The organism is Wolbachia endosymbiont (group B) of Aricia artaxerxes (assembly GCF_964026975.1).
Classification (GTDB): Bacteria; Pseudomonadota; Alphaproteobacteria; order Rickettsiales; family Anaplasmataceae; genus Wolbachia.
Genome location: NZ_OZ034718.1, coordinates 1,563,396 through 1,587,948, shown reverse-complemented (window position 1 = coordinate 1,587,948; position 24,553 = coordinate 1,563,396). Strand labels below are relative to the sequence as shown.

Annotated in this window: 22 protein-coding genes and 1 pseudogene; 12 read left to right on the top strand and 11 right to left on the bottom strand. The window is 34.6% G+C overall.

Annotation, left to right across the window (positions count from 1 at the left end):
* Positions 1-738 carry a tRNA pseudouridine(38-40) synthase TruA gene (gene truA, locus AAGE00_RS07390; RefSeq protein WP_007302324.1) on the bottom strand — a complete coding sequence of 246 codons (738 nt, stop codon included), beginning with the start codon at positions 736-738 and terminating at the stop codon, positions 1-3.
* A 114-nt stretch (positions 739-852) separates the two neighbouring features.
* On the opposite strand from truA, the gene recA reads away from it, so the two are divergent.
* Entirely contained in the window at positions 853-1,920 is a 1,068-nt protein-coding gene (gene recA, locus AAGE00_RS07385; RefSeq protein WP_007302323.1) for a recombinase RecA, read from the top strand.
* Between the two features lie 34 nt (positions 1,921-1,954).
* Here recA and pth read toward each other — a convergent pair whose 3' ends face one another.
* Positions 1,955-2,518, bottom strand: coding sequence for an aminoacyl-tRNA hydrolase (gene pth / locus AAGE00_RS07380; RefSeq protein WP_007302322.1), 564 nt, complete (start codon positions 2,516-2,518; stop codon positions 1,955-1,957).
* Positions 2,518-3,129, bottom strand: a complete 612-nt coding sequence (locus tag AAGE00_RS07375; RefSeq protein WP_007302321.1) for a 50S ribosomal protein L25/general stress protein Ctc — start codon at positions 3,127-3,129, stop codon at positions 2,518-2,520. Before AAGE00_RS07375 ends, pth begins: the two co-directional genes overlap by 1 nt.
* Positions 3,130-3,271: 142 nt before the next feature.
* Between AAGE00_RS07375 and AAGE00_RS07370 the strand changes: the two genes are divergently transcribed.
* On the top strand, positions 3,272-3,571 hold the full coding sequence (locus tag AAGE00_RS07370) for an ETC complex I subunit (protein ID WP_213863861.1): 300 nt from the start codon (positions 3,272-3,274) through the stop codon (positions 3,569-3,571).
* Positions 3,572-3,897: 326 nt separating this feature from the next.
* Here the strand turns inward: AAGE00_RS07370 and rsmH are convergent, their stop codons facing one another.
* A complete protein-coding gene (gene rsmH / locus AAGE00_RS07365) occupies positions 3,898-4,782 on the bottom strand; it encodes a 16S rRNA (cytosine(1402)-N(4))-methyltransferase RsmH (protein WP_213863862.1) in 885 nt (294 codons plus the stop codon).
* 205 nt (positions 4,783-4,987) lie between these two features.
* Here rsmH and AAGE00_RS07360 point away from each other — a divergent pair, with 205 nt between their 5' ends.
* On the top strand, positions 4,988-6,199 hold the full coding sequence (locus tag AAGE00_RS07360) for an MFS transporter (protein ID WP_213863863.1): 1,212 nt from the start codon (positions 4,988-4,990) through the stop codon (positions 6,197-6,199).
* A gap of 30 nt (positions 6,200-6,229) precedes the next feature.
* On the opposite strand, the gene map is transcribed toward AAGE00_RS07360, so the two are convergent.
* Together map and ftsA are read right to left on the bottom strand one after the other, a co-directional pair.
* Positions 6,230-7,012 carry a type I methionyl aminopeptidase gene (gene map, locus AAGE00_RS07355; protein ID WP_213863864.1) on the bottom strand — a complete coding sequence of 261 codons (783 nt, stop codon included), beginning with the start codon at positions 7,010-7,012 and terminating at the stop codon, positions 6,230-6,232.
* 117 nt (positions 7,013-7,129) lie between these two features.
* Entirely contained in the window at positions 7,130-8,368 is a 1,239-nt protein-coding gene (gene ftsA / locus AAGE00_RS07350; protein ID WP_007302316.1) for a cell division protein FtsA, read from the bottom strand.
* Positions 8,369-8,505: 137 nt separating this feature from the next.
* On the opposite strand from ftsA, the gene def reads away from it, so the two are divergent.
* From def to AAGE00_RS07335, 3 genes are all read left to right on the top strand, one after another.
* A complete protein-coding gene (gene def / locus AAGE00_RS07345) occupies positions 8,506-9,045 on the top strand; it encodes a peptide deformylase (RefSeq protein ID WP_007302315.1) in 540 nt (179 codons plus the stop codon).
* Entirely contained in the window at positions 9,035-9,808 is a 774-nt protein-coding gene (locus tag AAGE00_RS07340; protein ID WP_010403847.1) for a uracil-DNA glycosylase family protein, read from the top strand. Before def ends, AAGE00_RS07340 begins: the two co-directional genes overlap by 11 nt.
* Before the next feature lie 445 nt (positions 9,809-10,253).
* Positions 10,254-10,781, top strand: coding sequence for a demethoxyubiquinone hydroxylase family protein (locus AAGE00_RS07335; protein ID WP_007302313.1), 528 nt, complete (start codon positions 10,254-10,256; stop codon positions 10,779-10,781).
* 131 nt (positions 10,782-10,912) lie between these two features.
* Here AAGE00_RS07335 and AAGE00_RS07330 read toward each other — a convergent pair whose 3' ends face one another.
* The gene (locus AAGE00_RS07330) at positions 10,913-12,145 is read right to left on the bottom strand and encodes a hypothetical protein (protein WP_007302312.1); all 1,233 of its coding nucleotides are present in this window, start codon (positions 12,143-12,145) and stop codon (positions 10,913-10,915) included.
* Between the two features lie 249 nt (positions 12,146-12,394).
* On the opposite strand from AAGE00_RS07330, the gene purF reads away from it, so the two are divergent.
* Entirely contained in the window at positions 12,395-13,780 is a 1,386-nt protein-coding gene (gene purF, locus AAGE00_RS07325) for an amidophosphoribosyltransferase (protein WP_052265009.1), read from the top strand.
* Positions 13,781-14,523: 743 nt separating this feature from the next.
* Here purF and AAGE00_RS07320 read toward each other — a convergent pair.
* Both AAGE00_RS07320 and AAGE00_RS07315 read right to left on the bottom strand, forming a co-directional pair.
* Positions 14,524-14,877, bottom strand: a complete 354-nt coding sequence (locus AAGE00_RS07320) for a TrbC/VirB2 family protein (protein ID WP_214303143.1) — start codon at positions 14,875-14,877, stop codon at positions 14,524-14,526.
* Between the two features lie 20 nt (positions 14,878-14,897).
* Positions 14,898-15,218 carry a TrbC/VirB2 family protein gene (locus AAGE00_RS07315; protein ID WP_264684879.1) on the bottom strand — a complete coding sequence of 107 codons (321 nt, stop codon included), beginning with the start codon at positions 15,216-15,218 and terminating at the stop codon, positions 14,898-14,900.
* A gap of 128 nt (positions 15,219-15,346) precedes the next feature.
* Here AAGE00_RS07315 and AAGE00_RS07310 point away from each other — a divergent pair, with 128 nt between their 5' ends.
* The 5 genes and pseudogenes from AAGE00_RS07310 (at position 15,347) to AAGE00_RS07290 (ending at position 21,787) form a co-directional block, all read left to right on the top strand.
* A complete protein-coding gene (locus AAGE00_RS07310) occupies positions 15,347-16,162 on the top strand; it encodes a YihY/virulence factor BrkB family protein (RefSeq protein WP_265025189.1) in 816 nt (271 codons plus the stop codon).
* Complete coding sequence (locus AAGE00_RS07305; protein ID WP_006013430.1) at positions 16,149-16,913, top strand: SDR family oxidoreductase; 765 nt, start codon at positions 16,149-16,151, stop codon at positions 16,911-16,913. The genes AAGE00_RS07310 and AAGE00_RS07305 overlap by 14 nt, the downstream gene beginning before the upstream one ends.
* Before the next feature lie 116 nt (positions 16,914-17,029).
* Positions 17,030-20,248, top strand: a complete 3,219-nt coding sequence (gene carB, locus AAGE00_RS07300) for a carbamoyl-phosphate synthase large subunit (protein ID WP_341815240.1) — start codon at positions 17,030-17,032, stop codon at positions 20,246-20,248.
* 165 nt (positions 20,249-20,413) lie between these two features.
* Positions 20,414-21,242, top strand: a pseudogene (locus AAGE00_RS07295) (IS630 family transposase).
* Between the two features lie 197 nt (positions 21,243-21,439).
* Positions 21,440-21,787, top strand: a complete 348-nt coding sequence (locus AAGE00_RS07290; RefSeq protein ID WP_007302306.1) for a diacylglycerol kinase — start codon at positions 21,440-21,442, stop codon at positions 21,785-21,787.
* A 6-nt stretch (positions 21,788-21,793) separates the two neighbouring features.
* Here the strand turns inward: AAGE00_RS07290 and AAGE00_RS07285 are convergent, their stop codons facing one another.
* Together AAGE00_RS07285 and AAGE00_RS07280 are read right to left on the bottom strand one after the other, a co-directional pair.
* Positions 21,794-22,741 carry an RluA family pseudouridine synthase gene (locus AAGE00_RS07285; RefSeq protein WP_341815239.1) on the bottom strand — a complete coding sequence of 316 codons (948 nt, stop codon included), beginning with the start codon at positions 22,739-22,741 and terminating at the stop codon, positions 21,794-21,796.
* Positions 22,726-24,537 carry a coiled-coil domain-containing protein gene (locus AAGE00_RS07280; protein ID WP_052264881.1) on the bottom strand — a complete coding sequence of 604 codons (1,812 nt, stop codon included), beginning with the start codon at positions 24,535-24,537 and terminating at the stop codon, positions 22,726-22,728. Before AAGE00_RS07280 ends, AAGE00_RS07285 begins: the two co-directional genes overlap by 16 nt.
* Between the last annotated feature and the right edge of the window lie 16 nt (positions 24,538-24,553).

The following is a 24,553-nucleotide window of genomic DNA, read 5'->3' as shown; positions in this document are numbered from 1 at the left end:
CTAGTAATCTATCTTTACTAAGTATAAGCCGTGAGGCGGTGCAGTGATTCCAGCAGCGTTTCTTTTACATTGACTTAATATGTTTAGCATTTCTTGTGGATTAGTTCTATTTTTTCCAAATTCAACTAAAGTACCAACAATAATCCTCACCTGGTTATGTAAAAAGGAAATCGCAGATATTTTGATGTATATGTGACTTCCGTTTTGTACTATATCAATATCATCGATTGTTCTGACCGGATTTGTAGCTTGACAATCTTTTGAGCGAAAGCTTGAAAGATTATGTTTTCCAAGCAGGTGTCTAGCAGCTTCACGCATGATGTTTACGTCAAGTGGGTTAAATACTTGCCACACATAACCGATTTCCAGAGCTGCAGGAGCGTAGCGATTAATTATTCTATATTCATAATATCTTTTTTTTGCTGAAAATCGCGCATGAAATGCATCATCTACGGCTTCTGCACTAAGCACAACTATAGGAATCGCTTTTAAGTGATAGTTTATTCCATTTCTTATTCTGTAAAGCTCAAATTGCCTTTCCATATTGAAATGAGCAACTTGCCCTAAAGCATGAACCCCTGTGTCAGTTCTGCCACCACAATGCAAAGAGACTCTCTCGCCACTGAAATTAAATATAGCGTTTTCTATGGTTTCCTGAATTGAGTTAGCAGAGTGTTGTTGCTTTTGCCAGCCAGAGAAACTACTACCATTGTATTCTATCGTTATTTTGTATCGCACTACAAAGTCTATCTATCTAATTTTAGGTAACTAACGTTCTTCGTTATTAAAAAACCCTTGGCAGATTGGTTGCGTTCAATTACCATGGAGACTATACAAGTTAATAAATGATCCATGGCACATAATCCAGAAGAAAGAAATAATGATAAGCAAAAAGCACTAGATAATGCAATAAGTCAAATTGAAAAAGCATTCGGTAAAGGTGCAATAATGAAACTAAAGCAAAATCCTGTAGAAAAAATAGACACGATATCTACAGGGTCGATTGCACTTGATTCAGCTCTGGGTGTTGGGGGATTGCCAAAAGGACGTATAATTGAGATATTTGGCCCTGAGAGTTCTGGTAAAACTACCCTTGCTTTGCATGTAATTGCTGAAGCACAGAAAAAAGGAGGTTTATGTGCATTTATCGATGCGGAACACGCACTGGATGTTATATATGCTCGTAAACTTGGAGTGAAAACTGATGATTTGGTAATTTCACAACCAGACACTGGAGAGCAGGCGTTGCATATTGTTGAGTATTTAGTGTGTTCTAGTGCAGTTGATGTAATAGTTATTGATTCTGTTGCAGCACTAACTCCAAGAGCTGAAATTGAAGGGGATATGGGCGATCAGCACATGGGACTACAAGCAAGACTTCTAAGCCATGGACTCAGGAAACTAACTTCTGTAGTTTCAAAAGCAAACTGTATATTGATATTTATCAACCAAATTCGTATGAAAATAGGAGTAGTATATGGAAATCCTGAAACTACCACTGGTGGAAATGCGTTAAAATTCTATACTTCTATAAGACTTGATATAAGAAAAGTTGGTGCGATAAAGGATAAGGAGAATATTACGGGTAATGAAACGAGAGTTAAAGTTGTAAAAAATAAAGTTGCTCCTCCGTTTAGAGAGGCAAAATTTGATATAATGTACAATGAAGGCATATCAAAACTTGGAGAAATAATAGATATAGGAGCAAAACTTGGTGTACTTGAAAAGGCAGGTGCTTATTATTCATATAACAATACGCGTCTTGGCCAAGGAAGAGAAAATGTAAAAAGTTACCTCAAGGCAAACAAAGAAATTGCAAGTGAAATAGAAACAAAAATCAGAGATTTATTTAAAAATCATGATAATTCCATTGCAATAGAAGAGGAACGCGAACAACTTCTAGAAGAATCAGTATTCTAATCTAAATTAGTTTGTATTGGGCAGTATTCGTTTGCTATACTAAAGTTTCACTCTCAACCGAGTTGATAAAAGCTGTGGTATCTCCTTGCAGCATTAGGTGTATATTTTTTGCTATTTTTTCCACTAAGAGGATAACGTTATCAAAATTTTCAAATTTTGATAACACATAGTCTGCTAAGCTTTTCTGACCTTCAGGCCTGCCTACTCCAAATCTTAAACGCCAATAATCATTACCAATAAAGCTATCTATAGACTTAAGTCCATTATGTCCAGCAGAACTACCACCTTTTTTTACTTTTATTCTTCCAAATTTCAAGTCAGCATCATCATGTATGACAACAATATTGTCTAGCGATAATTTGTAAAAATTTTTTATTTTTGCAACAGGAATACCTGAATTATTCATAAACGAATAAGGCTTTATTAGCATAACTTTATTATTGTTAATTATGCCAGAGGTTATCAAGTAATCGGCTTTCTTAGAAAATGACTGAAAATTCCAATATTTGTAGATTGCGTCAATAACGATAAAACCAATATTATGATGAGTTAACTCATATTGACTACCAGGATTACCAAGCCCAGCTATTAAATGCACTACTCCTCTGTTTTTGTTTGAGTCTCTTCAACATCACTATCGGCAGCAGAGATTGTTACAATGGTGAAATTTTCTTCCTCATGAGCTACAAATTTAACACCTTCTGGCAATTTTACATCATTGATATGTATAGACTGACCAATCATTTTGCCAGACAAATCAATTTCTATGACTTGAGGTATTTTCTCAGGAGAGCATTTGACAGTAATAGAACGACACAGAACATTAAGCACTCCACCTAATTTGATTCCTGGTGATTTACTTTCATTGATGAATGATAAAGGTATATCTATTTTAATTTCACTACCTTTATCAACAAACTGAAAATCAACATGTTGCACAGTATCCTTTACTACATGCCATTGAATATCACGAACAAGAGCATATTCTTTTTTCCCTGAAATATCTAGTTCTATTAAATGTGCAGAAAGAGCACCTGATTTATATTGTTTAGTAAATTCCTTTGCAGACAATGTCAAATTTACGTTATCATGCCCTTTACCATATATAACTGCAGGTATACTTCCCTTCTCCCTCAGAGCCTGCATCGCTTTCTTTTTTTTTACATCACGTAACTCTGCATTAATTGTTACCATTTCTTGCTGTGCCATCGATTACTCCTATTCAGCTAATCCTTTTTATATAATTTAATAATATAACATAAAAATATTTATTTCAAACTTCATTCTTTCACACTAATTCTTTGTGGAAAAATTTATTTAGATATATACTTAAGATTACGTAGTAAGAGCTATGAGTATTAACGATCAAGTAGTTTTTAAGATTTATAAGCCAACAAAAACTGCAACACAATCTGGCTTAGGTAATACAAAATTCTGGTACCTAAAAATTGAGCCTTGTTCTTACTATATTGAACCTTTGATGGGATGGGTTGGCTCAAAAGATCCCCAAAAACAGATTGTATTAAAGTTTGATTCTCTTGAAAAAGCAATATCTTACGCAAAGAAACACAACACAAATTACACAATTGAAATGCCAAAAGATGTTAAAAGACTGCCAAAATCTTATGCAAATAACTTTATACTAAAGTAAATTTTATTGTAGTGTGTTTATCTAAAAACCTAAACCTAATCGTTACTATGATTTTGCTAACGCACTGCGGCTATTTAGAAAGTTGAACCTGGCTAGCTAGTATCAAAGAGTTATTTTTTAGGTATTTCTCCGTAAGACTGCAAGTTTTTTTGGATTACTCAAATAACTTCATTCTGCTTGAAGAACTTTTATGTTGCTTTGCACTAAATTAATTTCACGCTTTATTTGTGTTAGCTATTTATTTAGTGATTGGACATATAATTTTACCTTAAATAATCCTACAATGCTGAAGAAAAACATAATTATTGAAATGGCACGAAAGGTCCTCATGATAACCTCTGTATAGCTCTTAATTTTGCTGAACGCGCACGCGGATTTGCATTTATTTCTTCCGCACTTGCTTTAATCACTTTTTTGTTTAAAAGGGAGAATGTCTTGGTAGGTCCTGGTTCACACAAATCTTTAAAAAGGGTTTTAACTATACGATCTTCTAGAGAATGAAAGGTAACTACAATTAATTTGCCGTTTTCACTTAAAATCTCAGATGCAGCTTTAATACCCTTTTCAAGCTCTCCTAGCTCATCATTTACCCATATTCTGATTGCCTGAAATGTCCTAGTTGCAGGGTCAATCTTGCTTTTTCCACGAAACACTACAGAACGTACAATATCCGCAAGTTCAAATGTAGTTTTGATAATTTTCTTCTTCCGCGCATTTACTATCGCTCTTGCGATTCTGCGGGAATGACGCTCACCCCCATAATTATATATAGTGTTCGCAATCTCTTCTTCACGTAAAGCGTTAACAAATGTCGAAGCATTCATATGAGAATAGTTATCCATGCTCATGTTAAGTGGGCCATCACGTAGAAATGAGAATCCTCTATCTCCATTATCAAGCTGCATAGATGAAACTCCAACGTCGAAAACTATTCCATTGATACCTTTAATATTATTACTATCTAATAAATCTTTGATATTACTAAACTTTTCAATAAATAACTTTATTCTATTAGGGTATTTAACATTTAGATCATCATAAAATTTGGTAACTGTTTCATCCCTATCAATTGCATACACTTTGCAATCAGCGGATTCCAATATTGCTTTGCTATATCCTCCAGCCCCAAATGTAGCATCTACATATATGCCACCACTTTGTGGTGCTAATTGAAATAGCATCTCTTTTAACAAAACTGGAGTATGTGTCATATCAAGAGACTTTGTGCACTTAAATTAAAATAACTTTCTCGCCAAAAAATATATGGAAATATATAGGTATAGTATAAGAATATTTAAATATAATCAACGATATAAAAATTTAATAAGATAATATTATTAATATAACATTTACATAATTCACGTTTGAAAAAGTAAGTAATATTACTATAATATCAAACAAATTACGGAAGATTTCGTGCAACAAATAACAAAAGTAATACTATCAAGTTTAATTTGTAACACTTTGTTGTGGTATGATCACATGCTTTTCAGCCATCTAATAAGCATAATCGGAGATGTGTTTTTTCCATCAGACGACAAATTAGTCAGCATACTTAAAGCTTTTGGAGTGTTTGCAGTGGGTTTCTTAATAAGACCAATTGGTGCTGCTATATTTGGCCACATTGGCGATAAATATGGAAGAAGGATTGCTCTATTTCTCTCTATCATATTGATGACTCTATCAACCGTACTTATTGCATTTGTTCCAGGGTATCAGAACATTGGGGTACTCGCATCAGTACTGGTGGTATGTTTAAGATTATTGCAGGGTATATCTCTTGGAGGAGAGGCAGGAAATGCCCCATTTTTAATAGAGCATGCTCCTAAAAATAAAAGAGGATTCTTTGGCAGTATTGAAGTATTGAGCGCAATTCTTGGCTCAATATTAAGTCTTATAGTGGTGCTTATATGCAAAAAAGTATCCGATTTTGAATCTTGGGGATGGAGATTGCCTTTTATTTTCAGTTTTGTAATAGGATTAATCAGTATATATATGAGATATATACTCGATGAAAGCCCAGAATATAAAAAGCAGGAAAAGCCACATGAATTACCGTTAAAAGAACTGTTAAATGGCTATAAAAAACCTTTTCTAATATCAATTGGAGTTGACATAGTTGAGAATGCATCTCTTTACATATATTTAGTGTTTTTTAATCTACTTGCATCAACAATAAACACTCACTTTAATCACGCAGTAGAAATATTGAACCAAATTGCACTTGGAGGACTGACTATACTATTTGCAATACTGTCTGATAAGATAGGAAGAGAGAAAGTCATGAAATTTGCATTTGTGACTTTTATAGTAGTAAGTTATCCAGTTTTTTCAATGATACTAAGTGGTAATAATTTGCTCACCATAATGGCGCACGTTCTTTTTATAATCCCAATAGCTGCTTCTCTTGGTCCTGTTAGCGCGTTTATGTGCGAATTATTCCCAATAAAGGTACGATACAGTGGATTTGGTTTATCAAGAAATATAGCTTCGGGATTTTTTGGTGGTCTTGCACCATTTATATGCACAACTATTATCAAAGTTACAGGACAAGGAACTTTAGCAAGTTTTTACATGATTTTCTGTGCACTAATTGGGTTAGTTGCTATATCACAAGTTAAGAGTTAGATTTTTTCAAAAACCAAGTGTTTAAAAAATCTAATCATAAGGTGGAAAATGCCAATTTTTAGGTGATAGTGTAAATATTTCAACTCCATCTTTTGTGACTCCAAGCGTATGCTCAAACTGTGCAGAAAGTGAAAGATCACGTGTTGTCACTGTCCAGCCATCTAGCTTGCTGAGCAGAGTTTCATGTTTTCCAGCATTGATCATTGGTTCTACCGTAAAAAACATGCCTTCTTTTAAGATAAGATCCTCACCTTCATCATAAAAATGTACAACATTTGGTGGAGCATGAAAAACCTTTCCTATGCCATGTCCACAATAATTGCGTACGATAGAATATCCAAAATCTTCAATATATTTTTCTATAGCAAATCCTATTTCATTTAACTTATTGCCGGGCTTAACTTGTTTTATCGCTTCCATTAGCGCATTGTAGGCAGCATTACACAAACGCTTTGCTTTTATTGAGGGTTTACCAGTCCAAAACATGCGACTTGTATCACCATACCAGCCATTTAAAATCACTGTAACGTCAATATTTAAAATATCTCCATCTTTAAGAGGTTTATCATCAGGAATACCATGACATACAACAGCATTTTTCGAAGTACAAATTGATTTCGGATATCCCTTATAATTCAGTGGTGCTGGAATTGCACCTGCATTGATTATAAAATCATGACATAGATCATTTAATTCATTAGTTGTTACGCCTACTTTGACGTGTGGTGCAATAAAATCAAGGGTTTCAGCTGCAAGCCTGCCAGCTTTACGCATAAAGTCAAAATCTTCTTGTGAATGTATAGTTATGTTCATGTTTCTTACGTTTTATTGTAATTTTCTGCTTCTCTTACGGATACATCAGTGTAATAATACTATAAAAATAAGCTCCTAGATCAAGCCATTTGTATATTAAGAGATAAAGACAAAAATCTAGACTGTGACTTTTGATTTAACCCAATGGTATAACTTACTTATTTTGCCATCGTGACCAAGCATTCCAGAATTATTTCTATAAAAGGTGTCAACTATTAGCTTTATAGAGCCTAAAGCAGCAGAAAATACAGGATTTTTGTCGTATTCGCCATCAAGACCGCTACAAGATTCAGGGCATCCGATACGGACTTGTTTATTGAATATATAGCTTGCAATTTCTTTCATGCTTGTGAGTTGACTGGTTCCACCTGTGATCACTACTTTATTAATTGGATCTTTCTGTTCTTGAAATTGTTCTCTTATCAGCTCAAGTATTTCCTCAACCCTTGGTCTTATGATGTTAACAAGTTCAGACTTAAACACTTGAGTTGGTTCATCGCTTTCATTACTTTGCACTGCAATACATTCATTCTCATCTATTGAAGTTACAATAGTGCTACCGTATAGTATTTTTATGCGTTCAGCATGCTCTATACTTGTGCATAGTCCATAAGCTATATCTCGGGTAATGTGAATGCCACCAATTGGAATGCTGCTTGTGTACACAAGTTTTCCTCTCTTAAAAATTCCAATTGCAGTGCATCCACCTCCTATGTCAACAACGGCAGTTCCTAGCTCTTTTTCATCTTTACTTAGACAGGCAAGGCCTGCAGAATATGCAGAAGCAACACAACCAGACATACTTATCCCACTATTATTAGTTATACAATTTTCGATATTGGTAAGCGCTGGACGCGAAGCAGTGACAACATTAACATCAGCAGATAATCTTTTTCCATATAATCCACTGACTTCCTTTATGTCAGTCATATCATCTAAGTGATATTTCAGTGGTATATTGTGAATGATGACATTTTCTTCGATATATTTCTCAAATGTCTGAAAGACTACACGTTTTATGTCTCGGTCTGAAATTTCGTGATTAGCTGCAATAATTTCGTTATATACGTTAAAAGATGAGACTCCACATCCGGCTACATTCACATATATCTGGTCTATAGTCTCTTCTGATACTTGCTCAGCTAAACCTATAGTTGATGAAATAGAGTAACTTGCATGCTTTGCATCAGTTATTGATCCACCGCTTATACCTTCTGCACTTTTATAACCCGTTCCTATTATTTTATAGCTGAAGTTGCTATTGATCTTAACAATGAGACAGATAATTTTTGTTGTACCTACGTCTAAAACGGCAAAAACATTTCGCTTTGGTTTTATTATTACTGCAGAGTACATTAGTTGACCTTATGACACAATTCCATTCAAATTGTAGCTTCCTTTAATAATTTATATTTCTATTAAAAATACAGCAACATTTTAATATACCCAAAATACTGTACAAAGGAAAAAATAAAACATAAAATTTTAATTTTATGTCTAAATTGCCAATTGTAATTGCCCCTGATGAAAGGTTAACTACACGTGCCAGTGAAGTAATAGATATAACCGATAAAATTAAAGAATTAGTAAACGACATGTTCGAAACTATGTACTATGCAGAAGGTCTTGGTCTTGCTGCAGTACAAGTTGGAGTGCTGAAGAGAATTTTTATCATGGACGTTCAGCCAGAGAAGGCTGAAGATGGGCCAGCAGGATATGAATCAACTGGCAAATTTTGCATGATTAACCCTGAAATTACAGAATTATCGGGTGAACAAGTAATTCTCAAAGAAGGGTGCCTTTCAATTCCAGAGCAAAGCCATGAAATTAAGCGTCCAAAATATTTAACTGTGAAATATAAAAATTTAAATAACGAAGAACAGACGCTAAAAGCTAGTGGTTGGCTTGCAAGGTGTATTCAGCATGAGTTAGATCATTTAAATGGTATATTATACGTTAGACATTTGTCTAAATTGAAGTACGATATGGCTATGAAAAAAGCTCAAAAGGTTAAGAGGCACTATGAACAATGAAGATCTAGAATTGTTGAAGTTCTATCATGAAGTGGGTGTTGACTGCACGCTAACTGAAGGTGAAGAGGAAAAAAAAGTGGAAAATGAGAGAGCTGCACAGTCTTCTGTCATCGAGCAGAAAAAAGCCATGTTCCCAAGTGATTGGATCATTGAAGCAAGGAAGCTTGCAAGTGAATGTGGTAGTGTAGATGAACTAAGAAGTGCAGTTAAGTCATTTGAGGGTTGTGAAATAAAAAAAACTGCAACTAATACTGTTTTTTCCGATGGTAATCCAAATGCAAAAATCATGCTTGTTGGTGAAGCACCAGGAGCAAATGAAGACCTGAAAGGCATACCATTTTGTGGTGCAAGCGGAATGCTGCTCGATAAGATGCTCGGTGCAATTAATCTGGACCGCACTAAGGTATATATAAGCAACACCGTGTTTTGGCGTCCACCAGGTAATAGAAAACCAACTGATCTAGAGCTTGATATGTGCAGACCATTTGTTGAGAAGCATATTGCTCTTGTTTTACCGCAGATTCTGATTTTTGTTGGAGGAATCGCATGTTATAGCCTTCTTGATAACACAAAGACTATATCGAACTTGCGTGGCAAATTTCATACTTATACTAACCAATATTTATCTCATGCAATTACCACAGCCGCTATATTTCATCCAGCCTATCTACTTCGTCAACCAGCACAAAAACGCTTAGCTTGGGAAGATTTAAAGAAGATTAGAGAATATCTTGATAATACCAATAACCACACGGATGTTTAGCTCACTACTCGTTGTCATCCCAGTGCCGGCTAATTGCATTAAATATTGAAAAATTTACTAAACAGAGAAAAAGGCAAAAGAAAATCTATCAGCTACTACCTTTTTTTTAATTGGCGTTTTTCATTGCATTAAATGCTTTGATAAGCGTATTTTAGCTTATGTGGGTAAAAGTTTTATAAAGACATAGAGTGCACATAGTGCAAAAAATTAAACATCAAGTATATCGAGCTTTTTGTCCTTTTATCTGCACAGACTGAAGATAAATAATATATCTTCACCCTTATTTTAAGGAGAATGGCGGAGTCCGTCAAGTAACTCTTGCCGTTGCTATAGCTGCTTGAGTTCCTGTAATCACAATGTTGGTGCAATGCACGCATGGAATTTTATTTACTCTATAATATATTGGTTTATAGTAGTACTAATGCAGAAATAAAGGGAGGAGACATTGGAAAGCAATATAAAAAAATTGAAAGGAAATTTTTTAGAACAAGCAATTAGAGTAAATCATGCTGGCGAATATGGAGCCATTTGCATTTATTCCGGTCAAAAATTTATTCTTAAAAAATCTTCCATAATTGACAAAATAATTGAAATGGAGGAGCAGGAAAAAAAACATTTCCACTATTTTAATGAGAAAATCAAGGAGCAAAGAGTTCGTCCTACTGTTTTGTTGCCAGTTTGGGGTGCTTTAGGGGTATCACTTGGTGTTGTAACTGCCATGATGGGTAAAAAAGCCGCTATGGCTTGCACTGCTGCAGTTGAAGAAGTGATCGGAGAGCACTACAAGGAGCAAGTCTTACATTTAGAAGATGGGGAATTAAGAGAAACTATAAGTAAATTTCGCGATGAGGAATTAGAGCACAGAGATATTGCAATTCAGCACAATGCCGAAAGCGCACTTGGCTACAACGTTTTATCTTTGTTCATAAAAACAAGCTGCAAAGCTGCTATTTACCTCTCTAAATTGATTTAATCAATCACTATTTGACAACCAACCACATTTGCCTTTAGTTCTTGTGCTAATTGCTGCCTCATATCCTCTACTACAATCGAATGCGTATGAATGTTTATAATTAATTTCTTAATTATTATCCTAAAAATACATTAATTTAATTCCCTATTAGAGTTTTCTTGTTGTTGTAAACATGTTTGCATAAGACTAGTAGATGGAACGTTTTTAATAGTCTGAGTTAACTCCTCAGGAATATTTTCAAAACTCTTGCCCATAACTTCTAAAACACTTTTTCCCTGTATAAGACAATTCCCTCCAAAGCTTGATTTGTTTTCTAACTTGCTAAACCTTATTTTGCTTTTCTCATCAATTTCTACTACCATTTTGTTACCATCTTTCCGTAGATAAATACTAATCTCTCCTATTTTAGTAGTAAAAAATATTTCAATACCACCTTTTAAGATATCTGTGTAATTTCTTTTTCCATCTTCTGTAATTTCAACTTTTACTATATTTTCCTCAATCTGAAATATGCCAACTTCTAAATCCTTAGCTTTTTCATTATTTAAAGTTCTCGCAATTTCAACAATACTACCTTGTGGATACTTAATATAAAAATATTTATTATCTACTTCTACTTCAAGATCATATTTATCAATTTGCTTGTTATTTTCTTTCACAATACCTTCATATGCTAGACCCTCTAGCATTTTTTTCTTACTCTTACATTGTTCGTTAAGATCATTTAAATAATTAGAGCCGTAATATCCGCCTTCAATATCGCTATAAAAAGATAATCCTTTTTCTACCCCACCTTTTAACACTAAATTACGAGTGATCTTTTGTATGATATTTTTTGTAGTTGAATTGTGTGGATTTGCATGAAAGCGATTAATTAATTCTTCCATTTTTTCAAATATAAAATTTGTTACAGTCTTATTATCCTTACCGTAATATGAGTTTAATCTTATTCCTTGATTTAAATAACCCTCTATTATGCGTTCCATGTACTTTAAAACGCTTTCTTGCTCATCGTGTTCTGTTATACCTTTTATCATCTCATCACAAAATTTTTTAACTAGAATTTGTTCATCTGTAGTCAATGGTATTTGCAATTTCGTAGAAGATGAGTCTCGCTCAAAAAGATAAATTATTGACAATTCTTCTGCTCTTTTAATAAAGTCATAACTTCTTAGATATTCTGCAACATCTTTGTTTTTTGCGTACCTTTTCTTGATTAAATCCATATGCCTATCTTTACGACTTATAGTCGGTAATTTTGGATTTGATGAACTACTCTGTTGACTATTGAAGAAGCTGTTAGAGAACTGTTCAGGCTCTAAAATAAGATTACTTTCACCTTGTTTACCTACTTGCTTAGACATATTATATACCATAACCAATAAAACTTTTTAGTGATTACTTCAATACATAGATAAGTCAATAAAAATATCTTTTTCTCTTCAGTGCTAAAAAATTGTCAAAAATCTCAAAATTGGTTAATTGCATATAATCTACTTTCTGGTATACATCAAAACTACCGTAGAAAGCTTCAACTTTGAAAGGGATTAACAAATAAAATTCTTGTACTTTACCTCTACTAAAGTACAATCAGGCTTTATTTAATATTTTTCATGCTTGATGAAGTACATGAGGAGTGTGGGGTATTTGGCATAAGTTGCAACCAAAGTGCTGCTTTTAACTCTATACTTGCTCTCCACGCTTTGCAGCATAGAGGTCAAGAGTCTTTTGGTGTAGTAACCAGTAACAACGATAAGCTGCTCTCTTATCACTTTCAAGGTCAAGTGAGCAGCGTATTTGATGATATAGATGAAATAAAGAAATCCTTACCTGGAGATTGTGCAATAGGTCATGTTCGATACTCAACCAGTGGTAGTAAATTTGGAGTGCAGCCCATGTTTGGCAAAAGTGGCAAATTTGGAGATTTCGCCATAGCACATAATGGTAATTTAATTAATATTTCTCCGATACGCGAACAATTAATTAAACAAGAGTGTGTTTTTCAGTCAGATATTGATACAGAAGTAGTAGTGCATCTGACAGCAAGCGGTGAAAAAGATAGCTTTTTAGAGAGTTTTATATATGCATTAAAGCAAATACAAGGTGCTTATTCTTTTGTGGCAATCAATCAAGAAGTAGTTATTGGAGTACGTGATCCATCTGGAATCAGGCCTCTTGTTTTAGGAAAGTTAAACGGTTCTTACGTTCTTGCATCTGAAACTTGTGCTCTTGATATAATAAATGCAGAGTTTATTAGAGAAATAGAACCAGGCGAATTAGTTACCATCAGTTCGGATAGTAAGCTAGCCTCAATGTTTCCTTTCCCAAAGCAAAAATCAAGTTTTTGTATTTTTGAATACGTTTATTTTTCAAGACCAGACAGCATAATGGAGAATAGGTCTATATACGATACAAGAAAAGAAATAGGAAGAATACTTGCAAAGGAAAGTCCACCAAAGAACAATGTAGATATGATTGTACCAATACCTGATTCTGGAATACCTGCAGCTATTGGATATGCAAAGCATTCAGGATTACCTATGGAACTGGGGATAATTCGTAATCATTATATAGGAAGAACATTTATACAGCCAATCCCTGAAATACGTAAGGTTAGAATAAAATTAAAGTTCAATGCTAATAAGCATATTTTAAAGGGTAAAAACATAATTTTAATAGACGATAGTATAGTGCGTGGTAGCACGCTCAGAAGTATAATAGTTATGTTAAAAGATGCAGGAGTAAAAGAAATTCACCTAAAGATTTCATGTCCACCAATTAAGCACTCTTGTTTTTATGGAATAGATACGCCAGAGTGCAAAGATTTAATTGCTGCAAATAAATCTGTAGAGGAAATTAAGGAAGTTATAGGAATAGATAGCCTAGCCTTCTTGAGTATTGATGGCCTATACAGGGCTGTTAAAGAAGAAAAACGTAACAACGCTACACCGCAATATTGTGATGCTTGTTTCACTGGTGACTACCCAATTGGTAAGTAATCTATTATTAATAAAGGTGAGGTTTTTTCTATGTTATATTAACAGTTTTAAAAATAGATTTTTTGCATAACCATATAGTTTTTGCCTGGGCGTCATTTGAGTGAAAACTACTTTACAAATTTCGTCATTCCCTTTACTATGATACCAAGAATATTTATCCTTATTTTTGACCTGCAGGCTCAATTACAAAATCAGTAAAAAACTCAAATATTTATTGGCAAATTACACAAAAATTATAGCGGCTTTTTTTATTTTTTCTACATTCAGCCAAAACGCGCTTGTTAGCACATTATTATAGCGCCAATTTACATTATAAAACTTGTCACACGGGGATTCTTTTGCCTTTTTTCTTCATTTGGTAAATTTCTTAATATTTGCAACTAAAGTAATTTTCGAGAGGTGTTATGTAAGTAGCTGACACACAGCTGTACGAGCATTCATTTTTGAAAGTAAATTGCGTAGCAAATGGTGTCATCCGAGTAGCTGACACTGGGATCCATCTCTTAATACAGCCTCATCAAAAATGTTGTGTTTTAACATAAAATTAACTGCTTTTATGCTCATAAACTTAATATCCAATCAAATTTCCTGGATCCCAGTGTCAAGCACTGGGATGACACCGTCATAAAGTAAACCAGTACTTGGATGAACTGGCAAAAATTGCTCTTAAATCACAAGTTCGTGCAATGATGGTGCTCCTTAAAGAAGCACCATTTGCTAATGTTTTGAAGCTTTAATGCTTATTATACGCATGTATTTTTTGTTGCATCCCATCTTTTACCATCAGGGCAAGCAGTTGCACCATCTTTACAAATCACACCACCTGGTACTATTTTTGAAACAACTACAGGTGCACCAAAAAACACAGCAGTAAATGCACCAAGTGCAAAAAGCGCTGGCCATGGCATTCTGCCAAATATTGCCAGCAATGCTGCACCTATTATCACTATTGTAATCATAGGCCCGCCTATACCGTGAGTATAGCCTACTATTTTGCATATTGTATTGGTTGTTGCATCATCAGTAACAGCAGCAGCAAAAGCATTATCAAATGCAAAGGAAAGAATTAAAGCTACAAGTAGAAGAAAATTTTTCATTATGCCTCCAGTAATTTCTATTACTTATCCGCTACTGCACCGTTTTTACAAATCACACCTTCTGGTGTTATTTTTGAAACGACTACAGGAGCGCCAAAAAACACAGCAGTGAACGCACCGAGTGCAAAAAGCGCTGGCCATGGCATTCTGCCGAATATCGCAAGCAAAGCTGCACCAATTATCACTATTGTGATCATCGGTCCACCTATGCCGTGAGTATAGCCTATTATCTTGCATATCACTGATGATGTTGTATCATTTTTATCAACAAAAGTATTTTTAGCATTTGCATCAAATGCAAAGGAAAGAATTAAAGCTACAAGTAGAAGAAAATTTTTCATTATGCCTCCGTATTTAACGCTGGATTATCTATCATTTTGATTAAATTTAAGTAAACGGTGAGGATTTTTTGCTTAAAAGTATGCTTTATTTCATTTAGAATACTTTTCTTAGTTTATTTATATTACAAGTGCTACAGAAATTTTATAGTATCGTTTATTGCCTTTATCGTGCTTTAATTGACACAATTTATAATGATGGAGTGGAGCACGCAGGATATCTATCATTTTTAATCCTGTTATCAATATTTCCTTTTCTTATTGTTTTAATGGCCATGGCATCAACGTTCGCAAATTTCTTAGATCAATACAATGTCGGCTGGGCATTTATTATTGATAACATGCCACAGGATATTTTATCATCTTTGATGCCACGTATTAGGGAGATAATATCAGGCCCTCCGCAAAGCTTATTAACCTTGGCAATTGTAGGCGCTGTTTGGACTGCCTCATCGACAATTGAAGGATTCAGAACGATATTGAATAAGGCCTATAAAGTCCCGGTTTCATCGCCTTATATATGGAGAAGGGTGCTCAGTATATTACAATTTTTAGCAATTACGCTTGTTACAACTCTGACTATAGTATTTTTTACATTAGTGCCAATGTTAATTGATTTTTCTTACCAAGGGCTAAGTTATACTAGATATTTACTTATTGAGTTTTTGCTTTTTACTATAGTATCTTGGCTATATTTTACATTGCCAAACATAAAACAAAACTTATCAGACGTATTTCCCGGATCTTGTGTAGCTGTTATTCTTTGGACGATCTCTGCTTCAGCTTTCAAGCAATACTTAAAAGCTTCCTTTGACCAACTGAATTTGATATATGGAAGTTTAGGTGGTGTGATAGTATCGTTACTATTTTTTTATGTGCTAAGTTTGATTTTTATATATGGAGCAAAATTTAATTTTCAGCTAAAATATTTCAATGGATCTTGCTAAGGAGAAAGAAATGGGTGACTTAGAAGGTAAAATAGCTTTAATTACCGGAGCTTCAGGTGGAATAGGCTCTTCTGTTGCAAAAAGATTTGTAAAAGAAGGTGCATGTGTAATTCTGATTTCCAGATCTCTTGATAATCTCAAGCCATTGTATAACGAAATTGAAGAGCTGAAAGAAGGCTCTGTGAAACTAATTCAGCTTGACCTTTTAGACTTTGAAAACGTAGAAAAACTGGCAAATATGATAGAAAGCCCAAAATTATCAGAATCTGGAACACTTGATATACTGATTGCATGCACTGAAATTTTAGGTAAGTTGAGCTCTGTTCATGATTGTGAGCTTGAAGATCTACAGAACGTAATGAATACAAATTTTACTGCCAGTTGGTACTTGCTAAAAAATTTGGGTCCAATACTAAAAAAGTCTAATGCTGGAAGAGCGATATTCATGACCTCAGAGATAACACTTTCTCCTTCCTCTTATCCATATTGGGTACCATATGCTGCAAGTAAGGCTGCACTAGAAGCAATGGTGAAGATATATGCATCTGAGACAAAACATACGAACTTATGCATAAATGCCGTGTATTCGGAAGGGCCTATCGATAGTGAAATGTATAAGCAAGCATTTTCGGGAAAAGATATATCTGAATTGGTGCCACCTGATAAACTGACAGACAAATTTGTAGAACTTGCTTCTGAAGATTGTAGCATATCAGGACAAATCTTACCACTTAGCAAATCTCCCGAGTAAATTACCATAGTATCTGCAAAGATACTGTTAAGCCTAAAGGTAGTTAGGTTTAATAAAAATTCACATACACAGGAAAGATTGGTAACATTATTTGAGTCGAGACTATTATTGTAATTATGCCAAAACGCACAGATATAGAATCTATATTAGTAATAGGAGCAGGCCCAATAGTTATAGGTCAGGCATGCGAGTTTGATTATTCTGGAACGCAAAGCTGTAAAGTATTAAAAAGTGAAGGTTATAAAGTCATTTTAGTTAACTCCAACCCCGCAACTATAATGACAGATCCTGAATTCTCTGATGCAACTTATATTGAGCCGGTGCTACCTGAAATCATAGAGAAAATTATAATTAAGGAGATGCCAGATGCAATATTGCCAACAATGGGCGGGCAAACAGCACTCAATTGCGCAATAAAACTTGCAGATGATGGAGTGTTAGACAAATACAACGTAGAATTAATAGGAGTAAATAGAGAAGCAATAAAAAAAGCGGAAGATAGAGAATTATTTCGCCAATCCATGGATAAAATAGGTCTAAAATACCCCAAAAGTATCATTATAAAAAATCAAGAACAAATAAAAAAGGCTTTGGATTACATTGGATTACCAGCAATCATCCGTTCATCATTCACTCTTGGTGGCGCAGGTAGCGGCATAGCATACAATAAAGAGGAGTTTTTCAATATTGCAGAAAGTGCTCTAAAAATTTCACCAATAAATGAAGTTCAGATAGATGAATCAATTATGGGCTGGAAGGAATATGAAATGGAAGTTATCCGTGACTGCAAGGATAACTGTATAATAGTGTGTTCAATAGAAAATATTGATCCAATGGGAGTGCACACCGGAGATAGTATCACAGTTGCTCCTGCTTTGACTCTGCGTGATGCTGAATATCAACAAATGAGAAATGCATCTATAGCAGTGTTGAGAGAAATTGATGTTAGCGCCGGTGGTGCAAATGTTCAGTTTGCAGTGAATCCTAAAGAAGATGGAAGCCTCGTTGTAATTGAAATGAATCCAAGGGTTTCTCGCTCCTCTGCACTTGCTTCGAAAGCAACAGGCTATCCTATTGCAAAAGTTGTAACTAAACTTGCTATTGGCTATTCGCTCGATGAAATATGTAACGACTGTGCTCCAGTTATACCTGCTGCATTCGAACCAGTGATTGATTATATCGTCACTAAAATTCCTCGATTTGAGTTTGAGAAATTTAAGGGGACGAATTGTGAACTATCAACCTCCATGAAATCAGTGGGAGAAGTAATGTCTATAGGCCGCACTTTTAATGAGTCACTACAGAAAGCTTTTCGCTCACTTGAAACAGGGCTCACGGGACTTGATGAAGTGTTTTCTGAAGACACAGATGTTAAATCTCAATTAGCAAAATTGCTGCCAAACAGATTACTGATTGCTGCTGACGCAATGCGTCACGGAATTAGCATAGAAGAAATAAATTCGATTACAGGATATGACTTATGGTTTCTGCAAAATATACAGCAAATCATCTTGGCTGAACAAAAAATCAAGGAAAACGGCCTTCCTGGAACTGCATATGAAATGTTAGAGCTGAAAAAAATGGGATTTTCAGATGCAAGGTTGGCAAAGTTAAGCAATAAGAAAGTAGAGCAAATTGAAGCAATAAGGAAAAGGTTTGGTACTAAACAAGTTTATAAACGTGTAGACACCTGTGCAGCTGAATTTGAATCGAGCACTGCTTATATGTATGGCTGCTATGAGGGTGATGTTGAAAATAAAACGGAATGTGAGGCGAATATTTCGGATCGAAAAAAAGTTGTCATTTTAGGAAGTGGTCCAAACCGCATTGGTCAGGGTATTGAGTTTGATTATGCATGCGTACATGCAGCTTCTGCCGCCAAAGAAATGGGATATGAAACAATAATGATTAACTGTAATCCAGAAACCGTCTCAACTGACTACGATACCGCTGATCGTTTATATTTCGCCCCACTGATTGCAGAGGATGTGCTTGAAATACTAAGCAAAGAGCAAGAAAATGGCACACTGGTTGGTGTAATAGTTCAAATCGGCGGGCAAACGCCTTTAAAGTTAGCCAAAGTGCTTAACGAGAGAGGTTTCAAAATTCTGGGAACTTCGTTTGATTCTATTGACCTTGCAGAAGATCGCATGAGATTTAAAAATCTTGCTTTGCAACTTAATTTAAAACAACCTGAAAATTCTATCTGCCATTCAGTAGAAGAAGCGTTAACCAACGCAGAAAAGGTGGGGTTTCCACTAGTAGTCAGGCCATCATATGTCCTCGGCGGTCAGTCTATGTCGATTAGACACGATACTCAGAGCTTTAAAGAGTATGTCTTGAATCAAACCAAAATTTTTGAACACGGATCGCTGCTTCTTGATAAATTTTTAGTCAATGCAGTTGAGGTTGACGTTGATGCTGTATGTGATGGGAAAAAAGTTTTCATTGCAGCGGTCATGGAGCACATTGAAGAAGCTGGTATCCACTCTGGCGATTCAACATGCTCAATACCGACAAATACATTGAGTGACGAAGTAATAAAAGAGATCGAGCTCCAAACTGAAAGAATAGCATTAGCATTAAAAGTGAAAGGTCTGATAAACATTCAGTTTGCTGTTCAAGAGAGTGATGTATACATACTTGAAGTGAATTTAAGGGCTAGCCGTACAGTTCCTTTCATTTCCAAGGTAATCAACATTCCTGTTGCAAAGCTTGCCACTCAGGTTATTTTGGGTAAAAATTTGAATCAGGAAAACAAGCCTTTCAATCATTTTGCAGTTAAAGCTGCTGTTTTTCCATTTACCCGCTTTGCAGGAGTTGATACTTTACTTGGTCCTGAAATGAAATCAACAGGAGAAGTGATGGGAATTGACTCATCTTTCGAAGCTGCACTTGCAAAAGTGCACATGGCTGCAGGATACAAGTTACCAACAGAAGGAGCAGCTCTGGTTTCAGTAAAAGATGATGATAAAGAGTGTATATTGCCTGTTGCACGAATGTTGAAAGAACTGAGTTTTGAAATATATGCCACCAAAGGCACAGCTTCGTATCTGAACAATAACGGCATTGCTGCAAAAGCTGTAAATAAAGTGAGAGAAGGCAGACCCCACATAGTTGATATGCTCAAAGATGGAAAAATAAATCTAGTGATCAATACCTCAAAAGGTGTGAAATCAGTTTCAGATAGCAAAGATATCAGGAGAACTGCTATTTTGCAAAATATAGCTTATAGCACCACAGCTTCTGGGAGTAAAGCGTTAGCGCTTGCAATTCAATATGTAAAGAATAGCAAATTGGAAGTGAAATCATTACAGCAGATACAAAATGTTTAAATATCAAGACTATAATAAATTATTACTTATTTCAAAATGAGGATCGTGTAAGCTAAGGCGAGAGAAATTTAATTAAAGGATTTTTGTGTCAGTATCAATATATATAGCACTTCTCATAATAGTCCAAAAAAGGTAAGATATGGATTTATAGTAGTGATGGTAAGCATGCCAGCAGCATATAGTTATGACTTAAGAAAAAAGGTAATGGAAGCATTGGATGAAGGAGAGAGTGGAGAAACTGTTGCCAAGAGATTTAAGATTGGAGAAACAACTTTATATGAGTGGAAGAAAAGACGTGAGAAAACGGGAGATTTTCAATCAAAAAAGCTTGGAAGCGTGGCATAAAATTACCGACTGGAATGCATTTGCCGAATTTGCAAATGAGCAAGGTGGCAAAACTCAGTCAGAGATGCTGGGGCAATATTAGTAGACAAACAATTCATCGAGCACTTAAAAATATAGGATTCACAAGAAAAAAAAGACCTACGGATATAAAGAAAGAAATGAAGAAAAGCGAGCTCAATTTTCAAAGGTTATAGCAACAAAAGAACCTAAAGAATTAGTGTATATAGATGAGTCTGGCATTGATAACACTGAACCTATGGGTATTGCCAGAAAGGACAGCGGTTTTATGCCCTAAAATCTGGAAAGAAAACTCAACGAATTAGCATGGTTGCAGCCTTAAGTGGAAGAAAAATAATTGCTCCGTTAACCTTTAAAGGCCACTGCAATATGGATATCTTTAATAAATGGTTTGAGCAGTTTCTGACACCGATTTTGGAACCTGGACAAACTGTTATCCTTGATAATGCTACTTTTCATAAGTCTAATAAGATTTGCTAAAGGAGTTGGTGCAGAAATTTTATATCTTCCTCCATATTCTCCAGATTTCAACAAAATTGAGCATTATTGGTTTGCTATAAAAAACAGAGCCAGGAAAAACATTCCTCTATTCGAATCCTTTCGTCGTGCTGTTGATTCTGCCTTCCTATGACCTGTTCGGACTATTATGAGAAATGCTATAACTGCCTTGAGCGTTTGTTGAAAGGCTTTGTACTAATTTTCTTGATTCAAACAATATGCTAGACTTTAACTTAAAAATCTTTGTAAGTGATCACGACTGAAAGGTATTTTCATGCATTTTTTACCTGAGTGCAATAAGTGTAATTCATTGAGTTTCCAAAATTGATAATGAAGAAAAGCATTACTCGTCTAATAAAAGCAATTCAATACTCCTGTGAAGGAATAAAATCAGCTTTTGTATCAGAAGTTGCGTTTAGACAGGAGTTACTGCTTTTTATAATATGTGTTTCAACTTTGTTTGTTTTAGATGTAAGTAATTTAGAACGTGCAGTAATGGTAAGTAGCCTATTTTTGGTGTTAATTGTAGAAATTATTAACACTGCTTTTGAAACAACAATTGAGCGTATTTCCAGTGAACAACATATACTTTCAAAAAAAGTGAAAGATCTAGGTAGTGCAGCAGTTTTTCTCTCATTAATTAATTTCTTGATAACATGGATGATAATATTGATATGAATGTTGTTAAGATATATTTTCAAATTCACCGATTAAGACTTGCATGTCTTGTGGTAAATCAGAAACAAATTCTATATATTCTTTACTTTTTGGATGATATAAGCCTAGCGTGTGAGCATGTAGTGCCTGTCTATTGAAATTACGGATAAAGTCAGAGTTTTTAGCATGTTTTTCACTTTTACTACTATTTTTTCCGTAAACTTGATCACCAACTACAGAATGTCCTATGTGGCTCATGTGTACTCGAATTTGGTGTGTTCTGCCTGTCTCTAAAGTACATTTAACCAGGCTTGCTTGCCCTATAATTTTCTTCACTGAATAATGAGTGATTGCTAATTTACCTGCTGTTTTTGTGACACACATCATTTCTTTATTACTGCGTTTTGGAGCAATATGGGTTTTTACTGTTCCTTGCAGATTAGGTAATGCTCCCCAAATTACTGCTAAGTATTCCCGTTTTATTTTACGATTTGATAGCAGTTCAGACAAGAAGCTGTGGGATTGTTCATTTTTTGCAATTACCATGAGTCCACTAGTATCTTTATCAAGCCTGTGAACAATTCCTGGTCTTGTATTTGTATATGGAATTTTGCCAAGGTGAGCGATCACTGCATTCAGGAGTGTATCATTGTTTGTTCCAGCACCTGGGTGTACTGTTAATCTACTTTGTTTACTCAGAACTATAATGTCATCATCGTCATAGACGATATCAAGTTTTATGTCATAATTAGGCTCAATTGATGTGGATATGTCAGGTTGAATGAGATGCACCACATACTCTTCACCTGGTTTTACTATGTGATCATTATTAATTATCGGTATACCAAGTAATTTCACCTGCTCATTCTGTATCAATCTTTGCGCTTTACTGCGAGATATGTTGCATTTTTTAGCTACATAAGTATCTAATCTTAATTTTTTCTCTTCACTACTAATATTTAAAGTCCTGAACATGCTACTTCAAATGCTGCATGAACATCTGGATTCACAAAATCAACTTTTGTACTAGGTTGAATTTGAAGGCCGTCTTGTTTTTTAATGTGGCAAATTGTTTGAGAGCCATCTTTCCAGTAAATTATTATTTTATTATCAAAATTCCGTAGCGTTAACTCCCTCTTTTCTTCTTTTTTATCTTTTTCTTCTAGCTTAATAGACTCTAATAAATAATATAGAAAGCCACTTGCTTTACCGTTAACTTTTTTTCTCCATTCATCCATTTTTTCTTGTTCAGATAATTCTTTTTCCAATTTTGCATTTTCTTGCTCCAGCTCTTTCATCCTTTTTTTTGATTTTAATAATCTATTTTTTTCTATTGCTTTTTTCTCTTCATCTCGCTGTTTTTCAAGAGAAGTAGCAGTAATACTGCCTTCACTGCTATTAGGTTCGGTTGATTGAGTTTGTTTATTCTTTAATTCTTCTAGTTCATCTTTTACTTTTTTTAGCTCTTCCTCTAATTTCTTCCTTATCTTTTCCGCCTCTTTTTTTTGCTTTTCCAACATATCTATAAACAAAGGATCATCACTAACTGTGCTTTCCCCAGATTTAAAAAAGCCAACAAATCTGCTTGGTTCAAATCGCTCAACCTTATCTTCAGCGATTTTAATAGCATTATCTAAACTAGAAAAAATACTTTCAATGTTTAGTGAACTTGCTCTTTTTACCAGCCCTTTAGCTTCACTTAAAATGGGCGAGATTTCCTTGTGCAACTCATCCAAATCTTCTTTGATGTCTTCTCTGACTCTTCGTAGATGAACAAGTGTTTCTTTAATTTCATCATTTGCAGGCTTTAGAAGCTTATTATCGAGTAGACCTTTAACTTCATCTAACTGCTTATCAAGTGAGTCAACAATTTTATCTGTAAAATCAGTCAAGTGCTTATCAAGTAATTTTATCAATCGAGATGTAGAATCATTTTCTTCTTCATCTTTTGTCTTTTTTTCCATTACTGATACAACCCCACCTCTTCTGAATGGAAAGAGAATATCCAAATTGTTAAACTTTTTAACAATATTATGATTATTGTTTATCTCATTGTTTTTTAGCTTGCTGAATGTTATACATATCCCAACAATAGCAATGATACTAGCCAGTGCAACTATGGCCCATTCCAAATCCTGAATATTGGCAAAGCTCAGTCTATTTTGTATTAACGCACCAACTATAATTACAGCACTAATTACATATGGTATGGTAAGAAAAATTGCCTTATTCTTATTCTCTTGTCTTTGATCATCTAATATTTTTTTTTGATTTTCAGAGATTGGCAAAATTATTGAAAAGCTTGCTTTTTTGTGACTTGTAAAACTTAAATTTGGTTTTATCTCTATTTTTAGAGCATTTTCAGCAAGTTCACTTATCTCGTTGTCTTTGCCACCTCTAATTTTATCATTTATTAATTCCTCTATCGGCTTTTTTCCTTCTTTTATCTTCTGCTTATGCATATATCTCATAGCAGAAGAGGCTGCAAAAGTTGTTAAAAGAATAATAGAAACCAAAGTGTAAATTGGCATGAATGTTGGGTTAAAAATATCTGTAATAAAGCTTAAATTATTACTAGTTATTATTATTGCAGCTACATAAGCCAAAGAAAATTGAAGCCAAGTATTTACAGCTGCTATAGGTAGAGTGTTACTTACGGAATATTTCTTTGCTGCATGCCATAATCTAGGGAAAAAACCAATAGCATCATCTATTTTGGCAAAATTATGATCTACTTTAACACTTAAAGGATTTATTATATCTAAAGGCATAAACTTCCTAGCACCT